The organism is Acinetobacter lwoffii (genome assembly GCF_015602705.1).
GTDB classification, from domain to species: Bacteria; Pseudomonadota; Gammaproteobacteria; order Pseudomonadales; family Moraxellaceae; genus Acinetobacter; species Acinetobacter lwoffii_E.
The window spans coordinates 1,290,057-1,315,701 of the sequence record NZ_CP059081.1; the positions used below are offsets into that span (position 1 = coordinate 1,290,057).

Consider the following 25,645-nt stretch of genomic DNA (forward strand, 5'->3'; position numbering starts at 1 on the left):
GAAATGAAACTACCAAAAGCAAGGAAACGTGGAGAGTCATACCGCATTGAACTGATGTTTAATGGTAAGCGCATTAGTGCTACGCGAGATACCGAAAAGGAATGTGAGCAATGGGCCATGCTCAAAATTCTAGAATTGAAAACTGAGCAAAATAAGAATCAGAGCGAAGTCAAACAACATTATCCATTTTCCGCATTAATGCATAAGTACTATGAGGAAATTGGGAGGCATAAGAAATCTAGCAGAACCATCAGAATTTCAATCAAACAGTTTCTTGATACTTATCCTGTTATTTCGGAAATGTCAGTACACGACATTACGCCGCAAATTCTGACTGACTGGCGCAACTCAAGATTGAAAAGCGTGAGTGTTGGCACTGTACTTCGTGATATATCTTTATTTTCTGCCATCTTTACCTATGCACAGAAAGAACTCTTCCTTATTGAAAGTAATCCGTTCTCCATGGTTAGCAAACCATCTCAGCCAAAATCAAGAAATCGACGCATAAGCAATGCTGAAATTGATTTGGTGCTAGAGGCTCATAATTATGCGAGAGGGCAGATCCCAACCGAGATACAGCATTTTATTGCCTGGGCTTTTCTTTTCGCCATTGAAACAACTATGCGGCAAGGGGAGATACTATCCATTAAAAGGTCGAATATCCATAAAGACTATATCCATCTGCCTGACACAAAGAATGGCCATTCGCGTGATGTGCCATTGATGGATAGTGCGAAAGAGTTATTAAAATTAATTCCAGACAATGGGTCTGACAAGCTAATTGAGATAAGTAGCAGCACTTTTCAAAATACGTTTAGCAAAAGGGTGAAAAAGGCAAATATAAAGGAACTACATTTCCATGATACCCGACATGAAGGGATTACCAGATTGGTTAAATTAAGAAAGGTGCCAATTGAGATTCTAATGAAAATTACCGGTCACAAGACTGCCGGTATCTTGATTAATACTTATTATAATCCCACAGCAAGCGAAATCAGTGAGATGCTGAACGGGTCTAATTGACCCGTTTTGCTCCGCGTTTATTCCTTTGTGGCTTCGATAGGATCATCATGGCCACCTTGGTTTCATAAAGATGCTTACCTTCAGTTCCTTGGTTATAGCCTTCAAGCTTTTTGATGATTGTGGTTTTGGTTAATCCATATTTTTCAACCAACCACGACACTGGAACCAAAGCGGGCAAATCCTCCATCTTAAGTTGAACAATTTTCCCACCAAAGATGCTCTGTCCAAGATAAAGTTGAGGCTCAACATCAGCTTCAACTGTAATGGTGTACTTAAGCGCTCCCATCAGTTCACCTCCAATCTTTTACCTTCCGGTCTTTTCTCTAAGCTCTCACGCCAGTCACCCTTAAATGGCTTAATCCAATTCTTGTGAGGAAAATAAATAAAATCGCTGTGATGTATGAATTTCCCCCATTCTTTCTGTATTGGCTCTACATCGTAACCAAAAACTAATCCGTTTGAGTCTGTAGCAATCCATTCAACTTCATCCGGCACATTTGACCAGTCGTATTTGCTCACGACACTTCTCCCAAAGCTAACACCACACCACTCGGTAACTTGCTCAAATAGCAGGTGAATAGGTGATACAACTTATCCGCATTACTTTCATCTACCGTGATAATCCCACCAGTACCGCTTTTAACCCGCTGACGTGACCAACCTCGCATGTGATATGTGAACTCATTGTCATAATCCACCGCGTTTAAAATCGCATTGAATGAGCCAACATCACCGGCAGACCACGTTTCAATGTATGGCTTGTCTTTAGCTACGAGGTTATCGATCTGAAGCTGGGCGAACTGCACATTGGTTAATTGAATTTCAGTCATTGGCTCGGCCCTCATATTTATTTAAAGCATCAATACATGCTTCTTCTGGTGTGCAACCTTGCCCCTGCAATAGAATTTTACGGTTAGGGTCTTGCTCACGCGCATTGCTGCAAATCCAAACCATCCAGTCTGTATAGCGTGTATATGCCAATTCAAAGTAGCAGTAATGGTTGGTTTGAAGCATCTCCGCATGGATGGCCATAACTTTTTCTAGGTTTGATTGATTAGTCATTGGCTGGCTCCTGTGCTTCGACCATTACAATCTGACTTTCAAATTCATCACGCTCATCATTAAGATCACGAAAATAGTCACCCAATGCTGTCACGCCAAACATACCGCGATCATCCCCAGTGGCCGTATAACGTGCATCTTTACTGTCAAGAAAACCAACACACTCATCCTTGTTTTCATTCCAGACAAGATGTAATTGCACTGTCTTTTTCGGCACCGCTTGGGCTTCCTTACCATCCAAGTGCAACATACCAATACACGCGCACCAAGTCGTCCACTGGTCGTTAATGCTCTCAACACCATCTCCGGTGTATAGCTTTTTATCTTCATCAAAGCTAAACAGTTTTGCTTTTGGGTGCATCCCTTCAAAATCACCACGTCTTAAATCAATTTCAATATCCATCACGCCACCTTCTTTAATTTTCATGCTGCTTTCACTCCCTTGCTACGTTCAGCCATAAGCTTTGCGTAATACTCCTGACAGTGCGGAATCTTGTCTTTGATCTTTTGTATGATTGATTCATCACGCTCAATAGTCACAGTGGTCAGGCGTTCACGAATGTCGATAGCCTCAACCATGTCGATCAGTTGCTCCCGATCATCCCAATCCTTTGTGAGTTCCAGTGGAGTGGGGAATAACCAGAAATCCACCTCAGCAACTTCACATTCATACAGCCACATATAGGCTTGCATCTGAACGTCATAGCCTGCCTTTTTTACCTTCTCCATGGCCTCATCAACAAAGAAGGGATGGGTGCCAATATCCCAGGTGCATTTGGTGTCGATGATCAGTTTACGTTCCAGATCCAGCACATCACACTCACCAGTGATCAGGTCATTACTGACCCGACCAACATGTTTTGTAAGCTTGCGAAATCGCATCTTTCCAGACATTTCAATCGCCACATCTTCAAGCAAATTCCCTTTAGCCGTGTACTGGTTGCCGGTGAATGATCGGAAGCCATAAAGATCTTCTTTCACAATCTTGCGAATGGAGTTCTTAGCATCACTTGTAAGCACTTCGCTTTTAAGCTTTGGCGTACCAATCAAGTTGCTCAAGGAGGAACAGCGGAATAACTTCATGGCAGCACCTCCACAGCTTGACGTTGTGCATCTGTCAGCGCGTATTCACTCAGCACATAATCTTTCTCGAATGCACCACCTTTGATTTGCTCAAGTAGCACAGGAAACTCAGCATCTGGAACAGTCATTTTGGTTTCGATTGCGCCTACCGACTCGTTATGATCGATGTAATCAAAATCATTGGTCTCTACATCACGAACAATTGCCTGATCCGCAAGTTGCGCTGTCTGCATTTCAATTGAAAGCGGCGCCTGTTTTGATAGAAGCAGCTTGGTCACAGTCTTAAGGGCCATGGATTCAAAATTATCTTTCCATACACCAGAGCCGTATTTGAATGACTGGCTGTATTTCCCAGCATGCTTTTTCACATCAGCAGTGCTCATGTAAAGCTCAGCGGTAAAGCCATTCAGTAGCTTAAAGAAAGCCACATAACCAATTGCTTCACCTTGATTTGGAACAGTCCAGTCAAACTCATAACCAAGCAGGGGATTTGCTGAAACTAGCTGACCTTCAAATACTGGCGTTGCAGCAATACGCGCAAACTGACCTGAACGCTGAGCCAATTGAATAAAGCCTTTGTATCCCATTTGGAATTGAGCCTCTAAAGACTCAGACCACTTGCCTTGAGCGTCTTTAAATTTGCGCTTGTACGGAACAATGTAAGCAAAGCCAAGGTTATTATTGATTGGCAAATCAAGCGTTGCTGCCATCATTGCTGCATTGATTACAGTTGCCGGTACTGCACCTTTAAGTTGAGGCTGGTTTGCCACCTGCATTACCGAAGCCAAGAAGCCTTGAGTTTTTTTACCAAGCACTTCTTCAAATTTTTGGCGGATTTTTGCGTCTGACACATAAGCCTTGATGGACTTAGGATCATGCTCAGCAACCTGATTTTCTGTTTTTACTGGTGCATTCATCTCAAGCCACCTCTTCAAATAGTTGTTCCGCGTACTCATTCACAAGACGCTGTAATTCCCGAATCTGCTCATCATTCAGCGTAAATGTCTGGCCTTCCTCAGCTTCAAAATTCCAAACATCCAGCAAAGTCACAGGCGTATCTTTCACCACCAACCAAGAATCAATATCCACTGGCTCGGCATATCGCATATCACCATTTGGACTACGCATTTGCGTCATCGTGTGAGGCAATACAGCCATCGAACAATCAGCCGTTGCCCACAGGTTTTCACTAATCTGGCGATACAAACCAAAGGTCAGCACGTTATCTTCAATCGAAATATCCAGATCCACTTTGAAGCTCGGCAGGTCTGAAAAGTACAGGTCACGGGTGAAATCTTCATTTACCTTGCAGCTTGTCACACGTGTGTTATGACCATCACGGCACAGGAATAAAGACTGGTTTCCGATGTGGTTGATAGGTCGCATTGCCGCACCACATCCACAGAATTGAGCGTAAGTGTTCATTTCACACCCCCAACAGCGCCAGAGATAGCTTCGACCTGCTTGGCAGACTCATGATCCGCAACAGTGCCGGCGATATAACCCAGACTTGCAAAAATCAGGACAGGGATAAGCCAAGCGATAACATGCTGAGCCATAGAATTATTACGCGGTGCTTTCACCGGATGCTGATACAAACGCTGCGAGATCATGCGTGACGCATTGAACTCCGGCAGGTTGCTTTGAATTGGGTTTTTATTCATAATAATTTCACTCACTAGGGTGGGTCATGCCTCAAGTAGTTCCAGCTACGTTGGGGCTTTTCTTTGTTTGTGAGATTTAGTTTACCAAAGGAAACTTTATAGTCAAGAGAAAAGTTTATTAAAAGAAACTTTTTATTCTTTATGGAAACTTTTATGCTTTAATAGACAAAAGAAAACCCATCGCAGGGATGGGTTGGTTCACAAAAATAACACATGGCTAGTTATCAACTAGACCCTTATACCCTAAATAATTTACACCAATCATTGTTAATATAAGTAATTGAAATATAAAAAATAATGTAATTAAGCTGATGGTGAAGAATACTGATACAGAGACATAACCGCCATTAGTTACTGTAATAAAATCACCGATAGCCTCGATTGAATAAATGAAACGCACAAGAGTTAGAAAAAGTGCTAATAACAGACTAAGAGCTGATAAGTAGGCAAATAGCATTGTTAGAAAAATTCGGCGAGTCAAAACTTGTTTAAACTTTTCAGTTCTATTGGGTTCTGATTTCATTAAGTATGGCGCTGATTTCGAATTAATTAGCTTGTCTATAGCCTCCCTATTAATTGCTGCTATCGCAGATAATGAAGCGATGTAGAATCCTGGCAGAATAGCTAACAAAGTGAATAAGTCACTAAATCTATTACTATTAAAATAATTCCCATCCTCAAAGTTCACAGCACACCAAGTGGCTATGCCGCTCACTAGTACTGCCGCATAAAAAGGATAAATGTATAAAGCCTTCAGCTGCGAGTTGTCTGGATATTTGATCTTCAGGAAGCCAAAAACGTTGGCTGCTTGACTCAACATACGACCTCCCTAAAAGGAAATATTAAAAATTATCAATCATTTTATCATAACACTGGTTGATGGCCGTCGGGTCTTTTTTGATTAAAGCCTTTGTGGTTTCTGTGTTTCTATCTTCCCAATTAAGATAAGCTCTCTTTATTAAGCCAGTGGTTACATCATCTGTATAGGGGTATTTAATTTCCCCTTTGTTTTGTGGACTTTTTATTATCAAGTAAACATTAGGATCGCCATCAAACTGATTTTGGCTTTTACTTTTTATACTATCTATCCAATTTTTAAAAGCAGTAGGAGATATTTTCTCAAAAAATGATCGCTTATCATCTACCTTAATACCAAGTGTTTTTGTCACGTCCTTAAGTACATTATTCTCATCAAATCCAGAGTCTACTTCCGATTGCTCTACTAGTTGCATACTATTTAAGAGCCCCTTATTAACTGCATCAATAATGCTACTAGTAGTCACAGGATCAATTTCAACTTCTGGTTTACATTTCACATTCTTTTCAGTTACAGGGTCTTTCTCCAACCAAAAAGAATCATCATAAATCATTGAAAATAGTTCACAGAATAAAGATTTTGTATAATTGCCACTTAAACCTGAGACTGTCTGAATACATAAGTTTGAATATCTTCTATTAATTACATTTTTTTTGATCACTATATGTAGGAGCGTTCTTAATCCATGGGTATCAGGAATCTCTTGGGCTAAGACATCTTTTTCTCTGCTTTCTAATACCCTTGGATCCACCTGCTTATCATTAAATGTGAATAATAGTTTGCAATAGTTATCGTTGTTCTCTATTGATACCCATTTAATCCACTTATTTTGATTATTAAACTCTTTAATTAAAAGACCATTTTTATCAAATTTATCTTTATGAAGATCAAAATACTCCTTTAACTTTAAAATAAAATCATCTAAATCTATTTTTCCAAAATAATTTTGACCATTTTTAACTTTTCTTTGACGTGCTTTATCAGCTTTTAAATGATAGTAATCAAACCTGATATTAATTGACATATTTACCCTCAAAATAAATACTTAAAAAAACTATATAAAATACCCAAGCCGCATATAGCGGCTTTTATTATTTTCTAAATTCCCTGTGATGCTGCACAACCACACCAATAATTGAAATAGGATGCTTTTGTGAGTTATGAATAGGGAAGTCTGGATTTAACGGAACTAATTCAAACACTTCACGGCCATGCTCATCAAAGCCCACAACCCTGTATTTTTTGAAAGTAACTTCATAATCACCATTTTGAGCTACCACATAATCACCAGGCTGAGGAACGATTGACGCATCAATCACAATATCATCACCTGGCTGAAAGTCTGGATACATGCTCATACCTTCGACTGTCACACTAAAAATAGTGCTCGGGTCTTTATTCTCATATGTGGTGAGGGTATATCCCTTTGGCTCACCGCCATCATATGCGACTTCTCGCCACAATCCTGCCTGAACAAAATCCAACACTGGAATCCTTGTAAGTTTTTTTCCGTTAAATCTGACGTTATTAAAGCCTTTATCGTCTTCTTCTTTTGCAGGGCCACCAAGATTCTTAAGACCCTCACCATCCAAAATCCATTCAGGTGATGTTTTTAGGGCTTTTGCAAGAGATGTGATGCTTTTTCCACTAGGGACATTCACACCCGAGATCCATTTGGAGACCGTGCCTTTACTAAGGCCTGTAGCCTCAATCAGATCAACTTGCTGAAGGTTAAGCTCCTTCATTCTCATCAAGATACGTTCAGAAACGCTGCTCATTGCAAAAATACCCATAACTATTGTTTCCAATGGTAAACACTATTATTGACCTAAAAAGAAACTTATGGTTTACTTAGGGAAACTAAAAGTTTATCAAGGTAAACATTATGACTGTCGATGACGTAAAGGAGCATTACAAAGCTGAAACTGATGCAGACCTAGCGCGAATTTTAAAAAAAACTCGCGGAGCAATTAGTAAATGGCGCTCATATGGAATTCCAGCTTCAACCCAAGCAATTCTCCAGATTCAAAGTAAAGGCAAGTTAAAGGCAAATTTAGAAGCCTTAATTGCTTAAACCAATTATCAACAACTTAGCGTTTTTAATAAACGTGAAAGTAAACAAGGTGTTCACATGGATATATCGAAAGAGACCAAAACCGCATTGCACAAGATGGTGCACCAGTCGAACGGCATTACTCCAAAAGAGATAGCTGATCTTGTTGGCGTGTCTCATAACACGATTTTGAACTATGCCAATCCAAACATGGAAAACCATTTGCCGAGTCTAAAGGCATTTGAAGCAATGCTGACTTATACGCAAAACCCCGCTTCTTTAAAAGTATGGGCGCACAAATTAGGTTTTGTATTGGTTCCAGTAGATCAGGCTCAAGGCAAGGACCATGAACTGGGTGTTCTTGAATCGCTTCTTGGCATGAATGTAGGCAATGGTGCAGCAAATAAGCAGGTTTTATCTGCTTTAGAAGATGGCGTAGTGACACCTGCTGAAATGGATGAGACAGATCGCATCCTCGAAGAAATCGAACAGAAAATTCAATCTTTGCGTAAGGCCATGAAAGGCGAGTGTGCAAAGTATTTATCAGCTCTACAACGAGAAAAAGCCTGACGGTCAAGGTCAGGCTTTTTCGGTTGTTCACTAACTGACAGGAAAGTAAACATGAATATGATGACACAATTTAATCATAATCAACAGAGCATGTCCAATATTGAATTATTGGAAGTTATTAATCAGGCAAGAAAGGAATTTAACGAAAAGCCTGTTCGCCTAAATGACTTTAATAATCGTATTGCTGATGAACTGGATGGGGAGCACTACGAAAGTTTCGTAGTAAGAAATCCAAATGGCACAACCTCACAAGGCTTTAATTTAAGTATTGAGCAATGCACTTTAATTGGTATGCGCGAATCAAAAGCAGTCCGGAAAAATGTATTAGCAATTCTAAAACAGAAGCAATTCGATATCACCAATCCAGCACACCTACTTCAAGCAATCGAAGTACAAGCCAAACTCAATATTGAGCTTACTCAAAAAGTAGCAGTACTGGAACCAAAAGCCAAAGGTCTAGATCGCATTGCTGACTGCACCAATGTGTTGGGCATCCGCGAATCTGCAAAGGTTCTCAAGGTTGGTCAAAATCAGTTGGTTCAATACCTAATCGACCACAAGGTTGTATACCGCGACCAGCACGGAAAAATTCAGGCTTATCAAAAATCTGTTGATCAAAAGCTTATTCATGTTGTGACCTCTGCACCTCGCTTATTTGAGTCGGGTGAAAAGGTATTCACACAGGTAAAACTTACTCAAAAATTAATTACTCGCATTGCGAAGTGGTTGGAGCAGGGGGTAGCAGCATAATGGCTAGAGCAAGAAACATCAAACCAGCATTCTTTACCAATGATGAGCTTTCCGAATTATCACCACTGGCACGCCTATTGTTTATTGGCCTGTGGACTATTGCTGACTACAAAGGTTGTTTTGAGTACAAACCTAAGCGTCTCAAAGTTCAACTCCTGCCTTATGACGATTGTGATATCGAGCAGCTCGTGAGTGCTCTAGATAAATCGCGATTTATCTCGATCTATTCGGTACAAGGTCAAACATATGGGAAAGTGCTTAATTTCAATAAGCACCAAAATCCACACAAGAATGAAAAAGAGAAAGGCTCCGATATTCCCGATATTGAATTGCGCGATGATGTTGATGGTATTAATTCAATTCAAAACAATGGTTTAGAAAATATCGAGAATAATCACGATAAAAACGGAACTGCTCACGATCAAAACGAAACCGATCCTGCTGATTCCCTTAACCTGATTCCTGATTCCCTCAACCCTGATTCCTTAAACCTGAATACAGAAAACCGAGATCCTCGTTTTGATCTCTCTCTGTCTGATGTGAACACTCGTTTATCAATGGCAGGTTTAAAGAATATCTCTCAACATGATTTGAATGTTTTGTTGATTCAACTTCAGGATGCTTATTCACACAAAAAGCAAATGGTGAAAAACCAGATCCTTGGTAAAGCATTTGAGTGGATTAAACGTCAACAAGAAACACCATTAGCAACACCAAAACAAAATCAATCTCAAAACCAAGACAAATGGTCTGGCTACTTCCAAAACCTTGGTCAACAGGAATCAAGTGAACTGGATATCACGCCAAAAAAGTCACTACTGATTGAGGAGGTGGGTCATGCATGAGTTCACCAAAGAACAGACATTGCTTGCAACTTTGAAAGGCAAGTTTGCATCTCAGTTCGCAAAGCGTTTCGGTGATATGAACCCAAAGATGGTTGAGATGATTATCAGTGGTGCAATCCATGGCTTGAGTGATGAGCAGTTTAATCAAGGGATGACTCGGCTACTGGCACCTGGCAACAAGTTTATGCCTGACATTGCTGAATTTCAGAATTGGTGTGTGGCTGGTAGCTGGTGGACAGCAACAGAAGCTTGGCAACGTGCTTGTGATTATTCAAATCAATCTGAGCTTGAGTTACTGGAAGGCAAATTGAAAGTTACTACCCTGACCAAAAAGGCATGGGATTCGGTTTACTGGCTGGTTGAGCAGGGAAGCATGAAGGAGGCCTTCAAGCAGTTCAAATCGATCTATGAGACCTATCTGGCCAAAGCTCAGATGCAAGGTCGTCAGCAAGAGTGGTATGTGCCACCGAAGATGATTGGTACATCCAAGGCAGCGCCCAGACTTAAATCATGGCTACCTGAGCCAACCCCAGAGGAAAAATCATGGGTGGAAAGCAAGGTGAAGGAATTTCAGGAAGCGGGCATGTCTTTGCCAATGGCGATGATGAATGCGATGAAGCTGAAGTATGAGCAAAGCGCAGGGGGTGGGGTGTGAAGCATGGAACCATAAGCAGTTATAAGCACTACAAGTGCCGCTGTAATGATTGCAGAGAAGCCATTGTTGAGTATGAAAAAGCCCGACTACAGAAGCCAAAATTTGTCTACCCAAAACCATTGGAGCATGGGACGTCAAACGCATACACCTATCACGGGTGTCGTTGTGAAATCTGTAAGGCCTTCATGCGTGGTTATCAAATGGGGTACATCAAGCTCAACAAAGAAGCTGCGCTTGATGACCTTAATGATGTGCCGATGCTTGAGAAGCGTCGTGAGCATGGAACTGCGGAAGCATATTCATTCGGGTGTACTTGCGATCTATGTCTAACAAAAGGGCGTAACGAATACCTGGCGGAGATTGCAGCATGAACGAAAGAGCATATCAACACAACAAGGCAGCCTCATTAAATCGTGGCATTGACGTATTACTTGTTATTAAAAACACACCAATCGCCACAACCAAGGAAATCAAAGATCAAGCGCTGCCATACATGACGATTAGATCGGTACAGCGCTACTTAAAAACTTTGGTGCAAGTCGGTCTTATTGGATTTGTTGGAGGTGGTAATGACGAATATCGCTACTTCCTTACACCTAAAGCCAAACAACTATTTGGAGTACAGGGATGAACATCAATAAAGCAGAATTTTTAGAACTCGTAAAAGCTGAAAGCGTAGCGCGTAAATCAACAGCGGTTCCGACTGAGAGAGAAAAGCTGCGTAAACAGTTAAACCGGGACGTTAAGAAGTTTCTTAAGAGTGGTGGCCAGGTTGAGCAGTTACCAGGTACGGAATTTAAACCACGTCCACAGCGGTCAACAGTGGAAAGCAGTGAAAATGGATATATTTCCCAGTATCAGAAAACGCGTCTGGCGAACTGGTGTAATTCGGGCGGACATTCGAACCCGAGGCGCAATATTTTGTCTGAATTAACTGGTATTTCGCTTCAACGAATTAGACATACCACGGTGATGGGTCATAGCAACCGCTTAACTCGGGGTGAGTACAAGCAAATCTGTGCGGTGATATCGAAGGCCGAAGAATTGCAGAAATTGCGCGACGATGAAGTGCTTAAAAGGAAGGTGCTTAAAGAAAAAACAATACAAAAAAGAAGATATCAAAAAAGGAAAGCAGCATGAACTTAATCGAAAAATTGGGATTGGAAAACGCAAGATCACTTGATGGGATGCTTCAAAAGCATGGTGTACCTGAGAGTTGGAAAATCGCTGTAATCAACGGAATGTGGCAAAGAAGTTCGGATGGCTTTACTCATGGTGAATTACGCACCGCTCTAGCCGACCACGACCGCATTGATACATGCACGGACATCAAGAACCACATTAGCCCAAATACGAAGGTGATTGAGCATGAGTGATTTTGAAAAGTGGTTTAAGGATCAAGACTTCTACACAAACATGCGATTCATTCACGGTGACAAGCTGTTTGATAGGGATGGTGATGTTTACCGGGTGTTGCCGGTTCAGATGGTTTATCAGGGTTGGAACACACAACGTCAGCGCTCTAAGGATGAATTTGTCGAACTCACTCAAGAATGGCACACCAAAGGCTGGAATGCTCGTCAGGGTGAGATTGATGAGCTAAAAGCCCAGCTCAACAACATGGAGGCTTGTTATATCGAGAAGAAGAAGCAGGTTGAGGAGTTGCAAAAAACCAATATTAGCCTAGAGGCAGGCTTGCGGAAGAACTCCAAAAATAAACAGAAGTTACTCGGTAAAAATATTGAACTTCAAAAACGGATTGATGAGGCACTTCAAGAAGTAAAAGGCTTAGAGCGCTTCACAGGTGAAGATTGCATAGCTGACTTTGATGTGTTGCAAGGCGCTGTTTCACATGCTTGTAAGCGATTGGAGAAGACCCTGCGAGGTGAGTCATGAAAGCAATAAAAATACCGTGTGAACATGACTTGCTAAGCAAGAACCACAATGTCTGGGCAGATGCTGTAATGAGATGCAAAGGCGGAAATCCTTACTGTGGTGTTGATGGATTCTGTCACGCAGACGGGAAGTGTTTTGCGGATCAGGAACTCACAAGAGAGCAGGCTATTTTAGAAGTAGATCGTTTGGCTCAGGAACTTCATCAGGCTAAGCAGGAAAATGACAATTTAAGAACTTCTTCTGCGAGCTTAATCAAGCAGCTTGAATTTGCATTAGAGCAGAACAAGAAATCTGGAAAATCTGAGCGAGTTTTTGCGATTCGATATTGCATTGGTGAGATCAAGAAAACTTTGCGAGGTGCCAATGACTAATCTCCGTATCACCGCAGCACAGGCACGAAAAGCCGGTATTGGCCCTCGATTTGGTGTAACAGCCAAGTCGGGGAAAAAGAAATCCAATCCAGATCCAATGCCAAAGGTTCCGGCCCATTTGGTCGAAGGGAAGGGATTTGGTGTGGTGAATGATGAATTGCTCTGGTGTGAAGTTTTAATCACGCCTCCTTCGGTAAATCACTACTGGATTCGCGGGGCAAACAAGACCAATCGATTAAGTAAGCGAGCAATCCACTTTATTGACGTTATGAAGCGTTTTATCGAGCCGGCAGGGTATCAGGGTAGAGTTCGCGTAAAGATCGAATACGCACCACCTGATGCGAAAATAAGGGACATCGATAACATCGTTAAGCCTTGCTTTGATGCTTTATCGAAAGGCGGGCTGATTCTGGATGATTCCCAGGTGGATGAATTGCTTGTGAAGCGGTTGCCATCAGAAAAAGGCGGGAAGCTGATTATTCAAGTTGAAAAGTTAAGGGTTTAAGGGTGGATGGGGATGAGTACTAATAATTTTGATTGGGCGCTTTATTCAAATGGTAAGTATTGGCTTTATGAGCACTGGAATGAGACCAATACAAATATCTATGGAAAAGCCAAATTTGATTCCAAGGAAGACTTCCTAAAACACGCAGGCAAACACTTAACAACAGAACAGATTGAAACTTTAGAACAGGGCCAAAGCGTTTCAATCCCTCAACAGGACGGGACCACCTTGTTTTTTAAATACGTGAATTTGTAAGAGGGAATAGGGATGAATGCGATGGTTAAGGTTCAAAATATTATGCAGGCGGTTGATTGGGGTAAATACTCACTAGAGGAATGGCTTTATCAATTTGGGGCTTGGATGAATAGCGTGGCTGGGACATGTGGCAAAAGCATTAACCCTATTGCTGTTGCTATGGATGAAGCGATTGTAAAGCAGCGCAAGTTTAAGTTGGGCGTGAGAAAGACCCGTCAAGTTATTGCTGATTCTATGTTGGTTGAGGATAAGCCAAGGCTGACACGCACAAACATTGTATGCCAGATTGATGATAATGAGGCGCGAGCAGTGCAGCGTTTAATTCTGGATATGCAGGGTCAAAGTGAAATTATGGATGAATGGATGGATGCGATTATCTGCCGTTATTTTTATGGGAATTCGTGGTCGCAGATGGTTACACCAGAGCGATCTAGGTATGGGGCAGAGCAAGATGTAAAGTGTGGATTGGCTGCACTGCATTGCCGATATAAATTTATTGAATATAAGTGATTAGAACTTCTTGACCTTCCGGAAAGCATTTGTTAAATTCATGGTATAGTGGCGCGAAGTGTAAGTAAGTCGCACTACTGATAGAAGGCTCATCGAAAGGTGGGCTTTTTTGACATTATTTATTCATAAAATTAAGTGATAATGCCTTTTTTGTTTTTGAGCTCTAATTGAAATGGCGATTTTAACTGTTAAAAAACTAGAAGATACTCTCGGTAAATTAGTGGCTGAAGGCAAAAAGCCTGAAAAGATTTTATTAGGCTATAAAGCGTATGGCGAGCTAATGAATGATCGTAGCTTTTTTGAGGAAGTGGCTGGCTCGGCAATGGATCCAAACAAACGAAAATATAAAAATATTAAAATTAAGGTCACTCAAGACGAATACCAGTTTAACGTGAAATGTCAAAAATAGGTTTAAGCATCAAGGAAAGCTCGCCAAATGGTGGGCTTTTTTATTGCCTGTAAAAAGGCAACCCATTCCTGCTGGAGTGCTGACCAGTGGAACATGCCATCGAGTAAACTTCCTTCGGGAATCCAGACTAGGGAGTAGCGTCCCGACCTAAAGAGGATTGAAAGCAAGTAAAGCAGACCGTGCATGTTAGGTGTGTGTGATTGTGAGTAGCGTCTGGCCCTGCGAAAAGGGCTTTTTTATTGCCCTGAGAAATACTAGTGTAATCACACCAAGTTAAAATGCTTGATTAACCAGGAAGGAATCTTGCTTAGTTCGACAAAGTTAATGACATTATTTCAGCAATGAATATTATAAATTTATGTTTTATAAGTGAAAATAACTGACATTTCTTGCGACATGATTGCTTGATTGTCCAGGAGTAAAATCATGCTTAGATTACTGATGTGTTTATTTGGCCTGCATGGTGCGATTGAGATCGATTACACGATTGATGATGAAGAAATCAAGGTGTGTCGGGACTGTTTGAAAGAGGTTGAGTAATCTATAATAAACTAATCGATAAATTCACTTATTAATTAATAATTTATTTTGAAAATAAGTTGGACGTTATATTAATTCTCTATTAATTTACCACTTGTTCAAAGACTCCACATTTTGAATTTAAAGTTTCGCCCACATCGACCCCAATGGTGTGGGTATTTTTTTGACTAAAATTCGCCGGACGTATTACGGCAATCAAAGCCCCTCGCATTCTAGATGTTGAGGGGTTTTTCTTTTCTTATTGGTGGTGATCATGGACATAGTATCTGCACAAAGGGAATTAAAAGAGCATTGCGACCAGATTGATATTTTACTCAGTCTGTCCCGCAGCATGATGACTGCTAAAGAGATGGTGAATATTGATGAAAAGCTTAAACGCCACCGAGAGCGAGCAAGAAACATCAGAATCAATCTCTATGAAGCGCAACCCCAAAAGACTCGCAGCAATCAGAAAGCTTCCGTGTATTCGGTGCGGCAATCCCAATAGCCAGGCTGCTCATTCAAATTCAAGCCGTGACGGTAAAGGCAGGGGAATCAAGGCCGATGACAGCAAAACCGTTTGCCTATGCCATTCCTGCCACTTCCAGTTCGATACATTCCAATTGGGTAATCGGGCAGAGAGTGAAGCAATGTTTGATCAGTGGTTGGTGAGAGTGAATCGGATGTTGGTAATGGAAGATAGAGAGGTGTTTTGATGAAGTGGATTAGTATCAAAAAGCAAAAGCCTGAAATTATTATTGAAGACGGTCGTGTGACTGGGTGGAGTGAACCTGTTTTAACAGTGGATTTAAGAAGTGATGAAGACCCGGAAGTGCAGCGTTATTGCAAGGGTGGTCGTGGCGACCTAACAACCGAATACTGGTCTGGCTTCACATCAAATGCAACGCACTGGATGCCAATACCAAAACTACCAAAGAAGTAATTTAGTGGAGATAGGAAATGCAAAAAGCCGTGTTTCCTATCCAGAGTCATGCCGACATCACTAAAGCCATTAACTTCATGCACACCAATTACACTCAGGCGATTAATGAGGGTAAGCCGTTAAGGGTGGTGATTGATCAGAAGGAAGACAAGCTTTCGGATGCTCAGCGAAGACTGTACTGGTTATGGATGACTGAGTATGGAAAGCAGCGCGGTTTAGATAAAGAAGAATCAGCAGCATTCTTCAAATACAAATATCTGTCGATCATCTTTAATCGCGACAATGTTGGCGAATATCCAGAAACATTCAAGGTCATTCGGGATTTAAGAGAATCGCGCAATCCGGGTTATGAGCCATTAAGGCAATTTGTATCAAATCGAATGAGTATCACAGAAGCCACAACAAAGCAGATGGCTGAGTTCTTAACTGATATTGAAATGTGGTGCTTGAAAGATGGTGTGAAGCTGACTTGTCCGGATGATCTTAAATATGTGATGGAGTAAAGATATGGCGAACCTAACGCCTAAACAGCAAAGGTTTGTCGAAGAATATCTGATAGACCTGAATGCTACGCAAGCCGCGATTCGTGCTGGGTACAGTGAGAAGACAGCCAAAGAGATTGGAAGCGAAAACCTCACAAAACCTAACATTGCAAAAGCAATTGAGGAAGCGCAAAACAAACGTACTGAACAAACCCAAATTGATGCTGCCTATGTCTTAAGACGTCTGGTCGAAATTGATCAAATGGATGTCCTGGACATCATGGACGACGACGGCAATGTTAAGCCGTTGCGCGATTGGCCTAAGATTTGGCGTCAATACATATCAAACATCGAAACAATCAGCATGGATGATGGTGAGGGTTGGCTTAAAAAGATCAAATGGCCTGACAAGGTGAAGAATCTTGAGTTACTAGGTAGGCATGTCTCTGTGGGCGCATTTAAAGACAAAGTGGAGCACTCAGGGAAGCTTGAGATTCAATCACTATCTGACCTGATGGATGAGCTAAGCAACGACTGAAAATAAGGAGGGCATATGCTTAAACCTGAGCATAGAGCAAAACTTATTGATCAGCATTGGCGGCTAAACAATCTCTACCACATCACCGATAAAAACGGTAAGCAGGTTAAGTTCAAGATGACACTTGAGCAGCTTGAATACTTTGAAAATGAGTGGTCGAGAAACATCATCCTGAAAGCGCGTCAGCTCGGCTTTACGACTGAGATGTGTATTATCCAGTTGGATGCTGCACTATTCATGTCGGATAAATGTGCCTTGATTGCACATACCTTACATGACGCTAAACGCCTGTTTCGGGAAAAGGTCAAATACGCTTATGAAAAGCTGCCACATCCATTGCGTGCAGCCAATCCATTGAGCATTGAAACCAAGGAAGAACTTGTATTCTCCAAAGGTGGATCGGTCACAGTCAGTACATCATTTCGTGGTGGAACGCTTAAGCGATTACATATCTCCGAGTTCGGTAAGATCTGTGCGAAATACCCAGATAAAGCGCGTGAGATTGTTACTGGTGCTTTTGAAGCAGTTGGTTTGGGTGGAAAGATTACGCTTGAGTCTACGGCTGAGGGTAAGTCAGGTTATTTCTATGACTATTGCCAGACTGCTGAGAAGTTACAACTTCAAGGCAGAACACTTGGCATCCTCGACTGGAAGTTCTTTTTCTTCTCATGGTGGAAGAATCATGATTATGCCTTACCAGTTACAGCCGAGATTCCGCAGCGTCTAAAAGATTACTTTGCTGAACTAAAAGCCAAATACAACATCCACACCACACCAGAGCAGCAGCAATGGTACTGGCAGAAAGAGAAAACGCTTGGTGAAGATATTAAGCGTGAATATCCATCTATTCCGTCTGAAGCATTTGCTCAGTCAGTGGAAGGCGCTTACTACAAGAAGCAATTTAAGTTCTTGTATGAGAATGGCCGCATTGGTGAGTTGCCTGATAATTCACATTTGGATGTGATGACCTTCTGGGACTTGGGTGTATCAGATTCTATGGTGATCTGGTTCATTCGCAAGATCGGTGAAGACCGCTATCAGGTGATTGATTACTACGAGAACTCAGGCGAAGGTATGCGTCACTACTTCAAGGTCCTGAAGGATCGTGGCTATACCTATTCAGCACATTACGCTCCACATGATATTCAAAACCGCTCATTGATGAATGATGGTAAATCTCGTCTTGATATTGCCAAAGAAGGTTATGAGATTGACGGAGTGAAATACTCAGTTCGGTTCCAAGTGGTTCCCAATATTGGAATCATGGACGGCATTGAATTAGCCCGTGAAATCCTGCCTCGATGTGAGTTTGACGAAACCAAGTGTGAGGAAGGTATTTCTCATCTGGAAAACTATCGCAAAGAGTGGGATGACAAGAAAGGCTGCTGGAAGGATAAACCTTTGCATGACCACACTTCGCATGGTGCCGATGGGTTTAGATATTTTGCTGTGGCGATGACGAAGAAAATCAAACCTAAAACTATTTCATTAAGCACGGTGTACTAAATGGCAGTCAATTCAAAACATCCTAAATATGCTGAATTTGAAGGCCGTTGGAAGGTCGTTCACGATCTATGTGATGGTGCAAATGCAGTGAAAAAGGCAGGTGCTTTATATTTGCCTGAAATCAATGTGAGCAAAGACAAGCGTGAGAATGATTTACGCAATCAGGCATATCGTGATCGTGCTGTGTTGTATGAAATCACTAAAGATACTAAACAGGAATTGATTGGTATTGCCTTCTCGGAAGATCCGAACTTCGATCCTGATGGTATGGACTTCCTGAAATACAACGCTGATGGTACTGGTAAGTCTTACTATCACTTAATGCAAAGTGCTTTAGGTGGATTACTTGATGCTGGCCGTGGTGGACTCTTTGTGGATTATCCGCAGACAGATGGCGCGACTTCGGTTGCTGAGGTAGAGCGTTTAGGCATTCTGCCGACCGTGGTGCACTACAAAACCTTAAGCATCATCAATTGGGGTGTACGTAAGGTTGGTGCTCACTTTAAGACAGCTTTGGTAGTCCTTGCTGAGAAAGATTCCATCGTGGATCCAAGCGACGAGTTTAGCCTAAAAGAGATTCAGCTTTATCGGGTATTGCGACTGGATCAGAACGGTGAATATTGTGTTCAGATTTATTCTGACCGCACTGGTACCTTGCAAGCAGATAGCGAACCGTATTATCCAACTGATGCAAATGGTGCCAAGTGGAATGAGATACCATTTATCCCGCTTGGATCGGTGGCCAATGATTGGGAGATTGACAATATCCCACTTGAGTCACTGGCTTTAATGAATATCGCGCATTATCACAACTCAGCTGAGTATGAGAACAGTGTATTTCTTTGCGGTCAGATTCAACCAGTAATGACTGGCCTTGATACCGAGTGGCGTGATTGGTTGCAAGAGAATGGTGTAATGCTTGGCTCTACAACTCCTTTAATGCTTCCAGTAGGATCAACATTTACCTTTGCTCAGGCAGAGGAACAGATGATTGCTAAAGAAGCAATGGAAGCCAAAGAGAAGCACATGAAAGCTTTGGGTGCAAAACTGCTTGAGGAAAATCAGGTAGTGAAAACTGCAACCGAATCCAACAATGAGTCCATGGCGAAATATTCTGTCTTGTCATTGTGTGTGGCTAACTTAAATGAAGCCTCTGAAATTGTCTTGCGCTGGTGTGCCAAGTACTTCGGTTCAGGCAAAGCTAAGTTCACGATCAAACAGGACTTCGCTAAAGGCAAGCTTTCACTGGACGCACTGAAGTTTTATAACGAGCTTGTCCAGCAAGGCAAATTGAGCCGTGAAACCTTCCACACAATCCGCACGACTGGCAAAGTCCCTGAGATTGATTATGAGGAAGAAGAAAGACGGATTGAGGATGAAACGGCCAGTGCTTTACCAGGTATGAACTATGAACGACCAAATAGCACAGAAAGCAATACTTAATGCTTTAAGCCAACATTCAGCCTATAGCTATCGAGCATCAACCCAAGCTGTAAATGAAGTTTTAAGCCGATTTTACGGCCTGTCCAATAAGATGGTATCAGAGCTAAGGGAATTGCTTGAAAACCTGTCTGACGCTGAAAAAACCGCATTGGCGAGTGGTCAATACACTACTGATCAATTGAAAGAGATTCGCACCTTACTGAATGATCGATTTAAAGAGATTTCAGTAGAGGTACCAGAAACCTTTCACCAGTCAGCGGTCAGCATGGCAGTGTATGAAGCATCGTATGTCAGTCAGTTAATGACAGGTGCAGCAGCTTCGGTCAGTGGTGAGCAGCTTTATAAAAAAGCGAAGTCTACTCCATTGGCAGGCGGTCAACTCATTAATGAAATGTTTGGCTTTGTACTGGATAAGGCTCGAAAGCAGGTTGAATACGCCATTCGTGACGGTATCAATCAAGGCCAGACCAATCAGGAAATTATTACCCGCATCCGTGGCAAGCGAACCAAGGTAGGTAATCAGTACGCTTATGTTGGTGGCATTTGGGATGCAACCAAGGTGGAGATTGAGCGAACTGTCAGGACTGCACGAAGTCATGTGGCGAATGTTGCTTATGATGACACTTGGAAGGCGCTTGGATTCACTCATGTGAAATTCGTCAGCACCTTGGATGGGAGAACGTCCAAAACGTGTTCTGTACTAGATCAGTCGGTGTATGAGATTGATAAGCCACATCCGCAACCGCCTTTGCATTATAACTGCCGCAGCGTTCTCATTGGAGTTGATGCTGATGGAAAGCTATCAGGCAAGCGTCCGTTTGTAATGGATGAGCGCAAGGTTAAGGATATTCCAAAAGATGAACGTAAAGACCTGATTGGCCAGTTGGATGCCAATACATCGTTTAAGAAGTTTTTCGACCAGACCGATGAGTTTTTCCAAAAGGAATGGCTTGGTCCATCGCGTTACAAGCTCTACAAAGAAGGTAAGTATAGCATCGATAAGTTTGTCGATCCGCAAGGCGCTATGTATACGCTGGATGAGTTAAAGGCGTTGGATGCTAAGACGTTTAAGGAGTTGGGATTGTGAGTGATATAGGTAAAATTTTAGAGGTGGCTCAAACTCTAAAATACAGTGAAATATCAGAACTGATTGAAAGGTTGAGGGCTTTAAGAAATGAAAAGCCGCGGGATACAAATGCACTTTATCTATATCCGACAGCTAAAAACCAAATAAATTCTGAGATTATTTTAAAATTGATCAACGGTGAGACAAAAGCAGATGTCGCGAGATCCTACAAGGTGTCACCTTCCATTGTTCGAATGCTGGAGATTAATTTCTACAAGAAATTTAAAGATCATTATGGTGTTGTGTGCTCATGCGGGGGCGAGGCGCTCAAGTTTCATGAGTTGCTATACGCTCCGATTTTAAAGAAATAACTTGGAAGGGGCTAGGTATGAAGTTCTCTGAGGGTGGTTATGTAGAGTCAACAAAAGAGGGACTAATCCAACAGATGCTCCTGGCCTCTCAATGTATATATTCAAATATGACCGAATGGGAAGCCGAAATTCTGGGGTTCAGGAAGTCCAAGAAATTACTAGGTGAAATGAACATGAAAGACGTTGAATTAAAGCTTATTGAAGGCGCCAATCAATTTGTACTTGTAGATGCCGAAACCAAACAAGAGATAGGCATTCAGTCAAATGTTAGTGCTGAGTGTAGTGTGGATGGAATGACGATTGTGACTGCAACCTTCCAGATACCACCTAAGAAAAAGACACCTGTTATGCGAAGCTCAATTAATCAAAAAGATATTGAGTTGAGCAATCAGCGCAAATAAACCAAATCCAAACCTAGACCCAAACGGGTCTTTTTTTATGCCCGCAGTTTGTGACTGCACAATCGCTCGGAGAGCAGCATGTTTGAATATGAACTCGATAGCCTAGAGGGCTTAGAAGAATCACAGAAAGCTTTTTATGAAGAAAAGGACGGCAAATTCGTCCTGAAAGTAAAAGGCATTCCACAGCCACAAAATGATGACGGCTTACGCAAAAAGGTTGATGAACTGCTTGCTGAAAAGAAAGCTGAACAGCAAAAGCGCAAAGAAGCTGAAGAACAGGCCCGAAAAGAATCTGAAGAAAATGCTCGTAAAAAAGGCGACATTGACGCTTTGGAAAAGTCATGGGGTGACAAACTTGCAGCACGCGAAACCGAGCTGTTAAACGAAAAACAGGCGCTTGAGGCGCAAGTCTACAAATTAACGGTGGGAAGCAAAGCCACTGAACTGGCAGCAAAACTCGCTGTACCAGGTAGTGACTCAGTTTTACTTCCACATATTAGCAATCGTCTACAGGTTGAAACTGTAGATGGTGAAATCAAAATCCGTGTTCTTGATTTGCAGGGCAAGCCAAGTGCATTGAGCATTGAAGATTTAGAAAAAGAATTTCGTGCGAATGAGGCATTCAAGCCTTTGATTCGTGCGTCAAACGCATCAGGAAGTGGGGCTTCTGGTGGTCAAAGTGGCGGTGCTACTAAAAAACCAAGCGAAATGAATCAAACAGAGCGTGCTGCATGGCAGAAGGATGATCCAGAAGGATTTGCCCAAGCTGTCGCAAGTGGCGCATTTAACTCAATTTAGGAGTAATTTATGGCTACATTAGCCCAAGTATTTAACCGCGAGCTTTTACTATCTTATATCGCACCAGACCCATTAAAACGCTCACCTTTAGTGCAGTCAGGTGCATTTGCTAGTGATGCTCGTTTACGTCCATTACTAACAAGTGGCTCTAAAACTTTCGAAGTGCCGTATATCAATGGCATTGATGCAAACCTAGAGCCAAACTACGGCAACACTATCATCACAGACATTGCAGTTCCGCGAGAAATTGACGCTGGCTCAATGGGTGGTCGTGTTGCTTTCCTGAATGAAGGATTTCAGGAGTCAAACTTAGGTCGCTATTTATCTCAGGTGAATGCACTTGAAGTTATTGGTGGTTTGATTGATGGCATGTGGCAAGGTGTTGCTGAAAACCGTGCACGCGCAACCGTGACTGGTCTTCGTAACTATGACTGGGCCAACGGTAAGAAGTTGACTACCGACATTTCAAAAACATCATCTGCTAACGAAGCATCAGGCTTTAGCGTGGACGCATTTATTGATGCTGAGGCTACGATGAGTCGCGGTATGCGTGGAAATGGTGTTATTTTCGTGCATCCGCTAATCGCAGCCAAAATGCGTAAACAAAACCTGATTGAGAAGTTGACTTACAGCTCAAACTTGCCACCAGTTGATGTATATAACGGACGTGCAGTTATTGAAACCGACTTTGGCACCAAAATTGGAACTGGTGTGAATGCTCAATTCATTTCTATTCTTGCTTCAAATGGTGCGTTCTCATACGACTCTGTACCGGGTGAAGATGATTTAGAAATTGAACGTACCGGCGGAACAGGTAATGGTGCTGGTCATCGCATCTTGCGCACTCGTCGCAATGTGCTGATTCACCCGCAAGGCTTTAGCTTTGTTGCTCCAGAAAACACCCTGACTGGTGGTACGAAGAATGAAGCCTTATCTGCTTCATGGGGCGACCTACAGAAAGCCGAAAACTGGGAAATGGTCAACGGTGCATCAGCAGTTCCATTCCGTTTCTTAATTACCAACTTGTAAGGAGTAGGACATGCTTCCTAAAGACTTAGTAAAGCCAGCCATTAACTACACGTATCCATCGGAACGTGCTTACCTGGATGAAAGTACAAGCACTTTAGCCAACGGCAAAGTGTTTGATGAAACCAAGTCGGGTAAAGACTACGGCATTAAAGACCCAGATGTGACTGAACCACTAACTGGTACGAAAAGCGAAACTGGCAATGGTGCTGGAACTGGAACTTCCGAGGGTTAACTATGAATTACGTCACTATCGACTCAGTCACTCAAAGCCTTGGCCCAGATTGGGCTGGATCGGGTGACGCTAATCTCGCAGTTACTCAAGCGAATGCTTGGCTTCGTGCCAAGCCTTTGCGTCAATTTGAAGCAATCCCAGCAGATGTATTACTTGCAGGGGCTTATGCTGCACAGTTGGCCGCTAAAGGTGAGCTATATAAAGACCGTACGGATGGTGTGGTGAAATCCGAACGCGTCAAAGCAGATACCGTAGAGGTTCAGACAGAGTACGTGGCAGGTATGGAGCAGGGCAAAAGCTCGACGATGTTATTCATTGAAGACTTGGTTGCTCCCTATATGTCCAAAGGCTTTGCAATTAATACATTTGTGGTGAAGTAATGAAAGATAAAATCCAAGCCAAGGTTGCACAAGCATTCAGTACAAAATTGGCCGATGCTGTCGACACCTTCACCTGCACAAAACTGATTTACTCGGGTGAGTTTGATTTTGAAACGCAGACTTATCCCATTGTTGGTGATGAGTCATATTCAGGGCGTGGTGTGCGAGGGAATTATCTTCGAGACATGGTTAAGCCTATCGACTACCAAACTACTGATGCAAAGGCCATTGTCCTTCAAAATGAGCTTACAGGTATTCCGCAGATAGGTGATGTCTGGCAGTTTGCCGATGGTGGTTTTGAGGTTAAAAATATTAGCCAAGATCCAACAAACAGCATTTGGACCTGTCAACTTAGAAAGGTGTAGTTATGGCTTGGGAAGTACACGAAATCCATGATTCAGTTCATGTGATACCTCAAAATGATTTAAAGCCACATGATTTCAATCCCAATTGTGCGTGCGGTGTCTCTTATGAAGATGGTGTTTATACTCACAATTCATACGATGAGCGCGAATTAACTGAGAATCTGCCGAGGTGCTAAATGGCCTGGAAAAACAAACCGAGTAATTTTGTGCTTGAGATAGAGAAAATTGGCGATGAGCATTTGCGAAAAGTGAGTGCTGAGATGCTGCAAGGCGTGATTATGGGCAGTCCAGTCATGGACGGTGCATTCCGTTCCAATCATAGGGTCACAGTCAACAAAACCACAAATGAGACAGTGCCAAGTAATGGAAATAAGGCACCAAAAGGTACGCTGGATCAAGAAGTGTTTGCGGAAGGAGCAGATAAAATTTTGCAAGCCAAGCTTGGGGATAGTGTCTATATACAAAACAATCTGCCATACGCCCTAAGGCTTGAGAATGGACATTCACAGCAAGCATCACTTGGAATTTACTCACTCACATTCCTTTCAGTAGCGAGTAAATACAAATGATGACACTCACTCAGGCTGAAACTGAAATTTATAAAAAAATAGGTCAATTCACTGGTGTAGAGAAGGCTAATCTCCGTATTGAAAGCCAACCACTAGGCAGAGGGCAGCACTTTAAAGCGCCAACAAATAAAGCGTGGTGTAAAGTTTTTATACAGTACGCTGACAGTCAAGTGGCATCCATTGGTGATGGCCCATGTATCCGTGATTACGGCATTATTTCAATTCAGTGCTTCACGCCAAAGAATAGCGGAACACTTGCTATGACTGAATTGTGTGATAAGTGGCGTGCATTACTGCAATCATTCGGTGTATCTCATCTTGAAGTCTATAAGGTTCATGCACCGCAAAGCATGGATGACCAAGATTTTTACGCAAAAATAATTAGAGCTGAGTTCCGAGTGAACTAGCTTAAACACTTAATTAAACCGTCCTTATTGGGCGGTTTTTTTATGCCTGAAATATGGCAACCCACTGGCTAGGCTGATCCCCGAAAAGCACGTTTCCATGTTCAACGTGCCTGCCAGTTTCTTTTTTT

At 42.2% G+C, this 25,645-nt stretch carries 44 protein-coding genes and 1 pseudogene; 33 read left to right on the forward strand and 12 right to left on the reverse strand.

What is annotated here, in order from left to right; translation table 11 throughout:
• Nucleotides 1-3: 3 nt before the first annotated feature.
• The gene (locus H0S56_RS06170; RefSeq protein WP_195725912.1) at nt 4-1,023 is read left to right on the forward strand and encodes a tyrosine-type recombinase/integrase; all 1,020 of its coding nucleotides are present in this window, start codon (nt 4-6) and stop codon (nt 1,021-1,023) included.
• Here H0S56_RS06170 and H0S56_RS06175 read toward each other — a convergent pair.
• The 12 genes from H0S56_RS06175 to H0S56_RS06230 all read right to left on the reverse strand — a co-directional run bounded on the left by H0S56_RS06175 (nt 1,016) and on the right by H0S56_RS06230 (nt 7,442).
• A complete protein-coding gene (locus H0S56_RS06175; protein WP_184413194.1) occupies nt 1,016-1,309 on the reverse strand; it encodes a hypothetical protein in 294 nt (97 codons plus the stop codon). The two genes, H0S56_RS06170 and H0S56_RS06175, sit on opposite strands and share 8 nt — an antisense overlap.
• Nucleotides 1,309-1,542: a hypothetical protein gene (locus H0S56_RS06180; protein WP_195725913.1), complete on the reverse strand. Its 234-nt coding sequence runs from the start codon at nt 1,540-1,542 to the stop codon at nt 1,309-1,311. Before H0S56_RS06180 ends, H0S56_RS06175 begins: the two co-directional genes overlap by 1 nt.
• A complete protein-coding gene (locus H0S56_RS06185; RefSeq protein WP_184104073.1) occupies nt 1,539-1,853 on the reverse strand; it encodes a hypothetical protein in 315 nt (104 codons plus the stop codon). The genes H0S56_RS06180 and H0S56_RS06185 overlap by 4 nt, the downstream gene beginning before the upstream one ends.
• On the reverse strand, nt 1,846-2,085 hold the full coding sequence (locus tag H0S56_RS06190) for a hypothetical protein (RefSeq protein ID WP_195725914.1): 240 nt from the start codon (nt 2,083-2,085) through the stop codon (nt 1,846-1,848). The genes H0S56_RS06185 and H0S56_RS06190 overlap by 8 nt, the downstream gene beginning before the upstream one ends.
• On the reverse strand, nt 2,078-2,512 hold the full coding sequence (locus H0S56_RS06195) for a hypothetical protein (RefSeq protein ID WP_195726099.1): 435 nt from the start codon (nt 2,510-2,512) through the stop codon (nt 2,078-2,080). Before H0S56_RS06195 ends, H0S56_RS06190 begins: the two co-directional genes overlap by 8 nt.
• The gene (locus H0S56_RS06200) at nt 2,509-3,168 is read right to left on the reverse strand and encodes a PH domain-containing protein (RefSeq protein WP_195725915.1); all 660 of its coding nucleotides are present in this window, start codon (nt 3,166-3,168) and stop codon (nt 2,509-2,511) included. Before H0S56_RS06200 ends, H0S56_RS06195 begins: the two co-directional genes overlap by 4 nt.
• Nucleotides 3,165-4,085 (reverse strand): recombinase RecT, encoded by a 921-nt coding sequence (locus H0S56_RS06205; RefSeq protein ID WP_195725916.1) that lies wholly within the window; start codon nt 4,083-4,085, stop codon nt 3,165-3,167. The genes H0S56_RS06200 and H0S56_RS06205 overlap by 4 nt, the downstream gene beginning before the upstream one ends.
• Before the next feature lies 1 nt (nt 4,086).
• The gene (locus H0S56_RS06210) at nt 4,087-4,593 is read right to left on the reverse strand and encodes a hypothetical protein (RefSeq protein ID WP_195725917.1); all 507 of its coding nucleotides are present in this window, start codon (nt 4,591-4,593) and stop codon (nt 4,087-4,089) included.
• Nucleotides 4,590-4,832 carry a hypothetical protein gene (locus tag H0S56_RS06215; RefSeq protein ID WP_195725918.1) on the reverse strand — a complete coding sequence of 81 codons (243 nt, stop codon included), beginning with the start codon at nt 4,830-4,832 and terminating at the stop codon, nt 4,590-4,592. Before H0S56_RS06215 ends, H0S56_RS06210 begins: the two co-directional genes overlap by 4 nt.
• 217 nt (nt 4,833-5,049) lie before the next feature.
• The gene (locus H0S56_RS06220; RefSeq protein ID WP_175967856.1) at nt 5,050-5,652 is read right to left on the reverse strand and encodes a hypothetical protein; all 603 of its coding nucleotides are present in this window, start codon (nt 5,650-5,652) and stop codon (nt 5,050-5,052) included.
• 22 nt (nt 5,653-5,674) lie between these two features.
• Complete coding sequence (locus H0S56_RS06225; RefSeq protein ID WP_175967855.1) at nt 5,675-6,673, reverse strand: hypothetical protein; 999 nt, start codon at nt 6,671-6,673, stop codon at nt 5,675-5,677.
• 67 nt (nt 6,674-6,740) lie between these two features.
• A complete protein-coding gene (locus H0S56_RS06230) occupies nt 6,741-7,442 on the reverse strand; it encodes a LexA family protein (RefSeq protein ID WP_005266908.1) in 702 nt (233 codons plus the stop codon).
• 92 nt (nt 7,443-7,534) lie between these two features.
• Here H0S56_RS06230 and H0S56_RS06235 point away from each other — a divergent pair, with 92 nt between their 5' ends.
• The 32 genes and pseudogenes from H0S56_RS06235 (at nt 7,535) to H0S56_RS06385 (ending at nt 25,517) form a co-directional block, all read left to right on the forward strand.
• Complete coding sequence (locus H0S56_RS06235) at nt 7,535-7,723, forward strand: hypothetical protein (protein ID WP_005266906.1); 189 nt, start codon at nt 7,535-7,537, stop codon at nt 7,721-7,723.
• 57 nt (nt 7,724-7,780) lie between these two features.
• On the forward strand, nt 7,781-8,272 hold the full coding sequence (locus tag H0S56_RS06240) for a phage regulatory CII family protein (protein ID WP_195725919.1): 492 nt from the start codon (nt 7,781-7,783) through the stop codon (nt 8,270-8,272).
• A gap of 51 nt (nt 8,273-8,323) precedes the next feature.
• Nucleotides 8,324-9,022 (forward strand): phage antirepressor KilAC domain-containing protein, encoded by a 699-nt coding sequence (locus H0S56_RS06245; protein ID WP_195725920.1) that lies wholly within the window; start codon nt 8,324-8,326, stop codon nt 9,020-9,022.
• Nucleotides 9,022-9,867: a hypothetical protein gene (locus H0S56_RS06250; protein WP_195725921.1), complete on the forward strand. Its 846-nt coding sequence runs from the start codon at nt 9,022-9,024 to the stop codon at nt 9,865-9,867. The genes H0S56_RS06245 and H0S56_RS06250 overlap by 1 nt, the downstream gene beginning before the upstream one ends.
• Nucleotides 9,860-10,522, forward strand: coding sequence for a hypothetical protein (locus H0S56_RS06255; RefSeq protein WP_195725922.1), 663 nt, complete (start codon nt 9,860-9,862; stop codon nt 10,520-10,522). Before H0S56_RS06250 ends, H0S56_RS06255 begins: the two co-directional genes overlap by 8 nt.
• A gap of 185 nt (nt 10,523-10,707) precedes the next feature.
• Complete coding sequence (locus H0S56_RS14295; RefSeq protein WP_227554933.1) at nt 10,708-10,893, forward strand: hypothetical protein; 186 nt, start codon at nt 10,708-10,710, stop codon at nt 10,891-10,893.
• A complete protein-coding gene (locus H0S56_RS06265; protein ID WP_195725924.1) occupies nt 10,890-11,153 on the forward strand; it encodes an IclR family transcriptional regulator in 264 nt (87 codons plus the stop codon). The genes H0S56_RS14295 and H0S56_RS06265 overlap by 4 nt, the downstream gene beginning before the upstream one ends.
• Nucleotides 11,150-11,662: a hypothetical protein gene (locus H0S56_RS06270; protein WP_195725925.1), complete on the forward strand. Its 513-nt coding sequence runs from the start codon at nt 11,150-11,152 to the stop codon at nt 11,660-11,662. Before H0S56_RS06265 ends, H0S56_RS06270 begins: the two co-directional genes overlap by 4 nt.
• Nucleotides 11,659-11,898 carry a hypothetical protein gene (locus tag H0S56_RS06275; protein WP_195725926.1) on the forward strand — a complete coding sequence of 80 codons (240 nt, stop codon included), beginning with the start codon at nt 11,659-11,661 and terminating at the stop codon, nt 11,896-11,898. Before H0S56_RS06270 ends, H0S56_RS06275 begins: the two co-directional genes overlap by 4 nt.
• Nucleotides 11,891-12,190, forward strand: a pseudogene (locus H0S56_RS14505) (hypothetical protein); the annotation flags it as partial. The gene H0S56_RS06275 and the pseudogene H0S56_RS14505, both read left to right, overlap by 8 nt.
• Nucleotides 12,191-12,414: 224 nt before the next feature.
• The gene (locus H0S56_RS06285; protein ID WP_195725927.1) at nt 12,415-12,789 is read left to right on the forward strand and encodes a hypothetical protein; all 375 of its coding nucleotides are present in this window, start codon (nt 12,415-12,417) and stop codon (nt 12,787-12,789) included.
• The gene (locus H0S56_RS06290) at nt 12,782-13,294 is read left to right on the forward strand and encodes a RusA family crossover junction endodeoxyribonuclease (protein ID WP_195725928.1); all 513 of its coding nucleotides are present in this window, start codon (nt 12,782-12,784) and stop codon (nt 13,292-13,294) included. Before H0S56_RS06285 ends, H0S56_RS06290 begins: the two co-directional genes overlap by 8 nt.
• Before the next feature lie 12 nt (nt 13,295-13,306).
• Nucleotides 13,307-13,549 (forward strand): hypothetical protein, encoded by a 243-nt coding sequence (locus H0S56_RS06295; RefSeq protein ID WP_005026858.1) that lies wholly within the window; start codon nt 13,307-13,309, stop codon nt 13,547-13,549.
• Between the two features lie 12 nt (nt 13,550-13,561).
• Complete coding sequence (locus tag H0S56_RS06300; protein WP_195725929.1) at nt 13,562-14,059, forward strand: hypothetical protein; 498 nt, start codon at nt 13,562-13,564, stop codon at nt 14,057-14,059.
• A 172-nt stretch (nt 14,060-14,231) separates the two neighbouring features.
• Complete coding sequence (locus H0S56_RS06305; RefSeq protein ID WP_005262234.1) at nt 14,232-14,468, forward strand: hypothetical protein; 237 nt, start codon at nt 14,232-14,234, stop codon at nt 14,466-14,468.
• A 793-nt stretch (nt 14,469-15,261) separates the two neighbouring features.
• A complete protein-coding gene (locus tag H0S56_RS06310) occupies nt 15,262-15,495 on the forward strand; it encodes a hypothetical protein (RefSeq protein WP_227554935.1) in 234 nt (77 codons plus the stop codon).
• Entirely contained in the window at nt 15,425-15,703 is a 279-nt protein-coding gene (locus H0S56_RS14305) for a hypothetical protein (RefSeq protein ID WP_227554936.1), read from the forward strand. The genes H0S56_RS06310 and H0S56_RS14305 overlap by 71 nt, the downstream gene beginning before the upstream one ends.
• Nucleotides 15,703-15,930 carry a DUF551 domain-containing protein gene (locus tag H0S56_RS06315; RefSeq protein WP_195725930.1) on the forward strand — a complete coding sequence of 76 codons (228 nt, stop codon included), beginning with the start codon at nt 15,703-15,705 and terminating at the stop codon, nt 15,928-15,930. The genes H0S56_RS14305 and H0S56_RS06315 overlap by 1 nt, the downstream gene beginning before the upstream one ends.
• A 17-nt stretch (nt 15,931-15,947) precedes the next feature.
• A complete protein-coding gene (locus H0S56_RS06320; RefSeq protein ID WP_195725931.1) occupies nt 15,948-16,433 on the forward strand; it encodes a hypothetical protein in 486 nt (161 codons plus the stop codon).
• Nucleotides 16,434-16,437: 4 nt separating this feature from the next.
• Nucleotides 16,438-16,950 (forward strand): terminase small subunit, encoded by a 513-nt coding sequence (locus H0S56_RS06325; RefSeq protein WP_195725932.1) that lies wholly within the window; start codon nt 16,438-16,440, stop codon nt 16,948-16,950.
• A 15-nt stretch (nt 16,951-16,965) separates the two neighbouring features.
• Nucleotides 16,966-18,456, forward strand: coding sequence for a terminase (locus tag H0S56_RS06330; RefSeq protein WP_195725933.1), 1,491 nt, complete (start codon nt 16,966-16,968; stop codon nt 18,454-18,456).
• Nucleotides 18,457-19,899 (forward strand): DUF4055 domain-containing protein, encoded by a 1,443-nt coding sequence (locus H0S56_RS06335; RefSeq protein WP_195725934.1) that lies wholly within the window; start codon nt 18,457-18,459, stop codon nt 19,897-19,899.
• Nucleotides 19,865-20,986, forward strand: a complete 1,122-nt coding sequence (locus H0S56_RS06340; RefSeq protein WP_195725935.1) for a minor capsid protein — start codon at nt 19,865-19,867, stop codon at nt 20,984-20,986. The genes H0S56_RS06335 and H0S56_RS06340 overlap by 35 nt, the downstream gene beginning before the upstream one ends.
• Nucleotides 20,983-21,336 (forward strand): hypothetical protein, encoded by a 354-nt coding sequence (locus tag H0S56_RS06345; RefSeq protein ID WP_195725936.1) that lies wholly within the window; start codon nt 20,983-20,985, stop codon nt 21,334-21,336. Before H0S56_RS06340 ends, H0S56_RS06345 begins: the two co-directional genes overlap by 4 nt.
• A gap of 17 nt (nt 21,337-21,353) precedes the next feature.
• Nucleotides 21,354-21,737: a hypothetical protein gene (locus H0S56_RS14310; protein WP_227554937.1), complete on the forward strand. Its 384-nt coding sequence runs from the start codon at nt 21,354-21,356 to the stop codon at nt 21,735-21,737.
• 78 nt (nt 21,738-21,815) lie between these two features.
• Nucleotides 21,816-22,535 carry a hypothetical protein gene (locus H0S56_RS06355; RefSeq protein ID WP_195725937.1) on the forward strand — a complete coding sequence of 240 codons (720 nt, stop codon included), beginning with the start codon at nt 21,816-21,818 and terminating at the stop codon, nt 22,533-22,535.
• Nucleotides 22,536-22,544: 9 nt separating this feature from the next.
• Nucleotides 22,545-23,564 carry a hypothetical protein gene (locus tag H0S56_RS06360; RefSeq protein ID WP_195725938.1) on the forward strand — a complete coding sequence of 340 codons (1,020 nt, stop codon included), beginning with the start codon at nt 22,545-22,547 and terminating at the stop codon, nt 23,562-23,564.
• A 10-nt stretch (nt 23,565-23,574) separates the two neighbouring features.
• Nucleotides 23,575-23,796, forward strand: coding sequence for a hypothetical protein (locus H0S56_RS06365; RefSeq protein ID WP_195725939.1), 222 nt, complete (start codon nt 23,575-23,577; stop codon nt 23,794-23,796).
• Between the two features lie 2 nt (nt 23,797-23,798).
• Nucleotides 23,799-24,176 (forward strand): DnaT-like ssDNA-binding protein, encoded by a 378-nt coding sequence (locus H0S56_RS06370; protein WP_195725940.1) that lies wholly within the window; start codon nt 23,799-23,801, stop codon nt 24,174-24,176.
• Nucleotides 24,176-24,541, forward strand: a complete 366-nt coding sequence (locus H0S56_RS06375; protein ID WP_195725941.1) for a glutamate 5-kinase — start codon at nt 24,176-24,178, stop codon at nt 24,539-24,541. Before H0S56_RS06370 ends, H0S56_RS06375 begins: the two co-directional genes overlap by 1 nt.
• Before the next feature lie 176 nt (nt 24,542-24,717).
• The gene (locus H0S56_RS06380) at nt 24,718-25,110 is read left to right on the forward strand and encodes a hypothetical protein (RefSeq protein WP_195725942.1); all 393 of its coding nucleotides are present in this window, start codon (nt 24,718-24,720) and stop codon (nt 25,108-25,110) included.
• A complete protein-coding gene (locus H0S56_RS06385; protein ID WP_195725943.1) occupies nt 25,107-25,517 on the forward strand; it encodes a hypothetical protein in 411 nt (136 codons plus the stop codon). Before H0S56_RS06380 ends, H0S56_RS06385 begins: the two co-directional genes overlap by 4 nt.
• Nucleotides 25,518-25,645 lie beyond the last annotated feature (128 nt).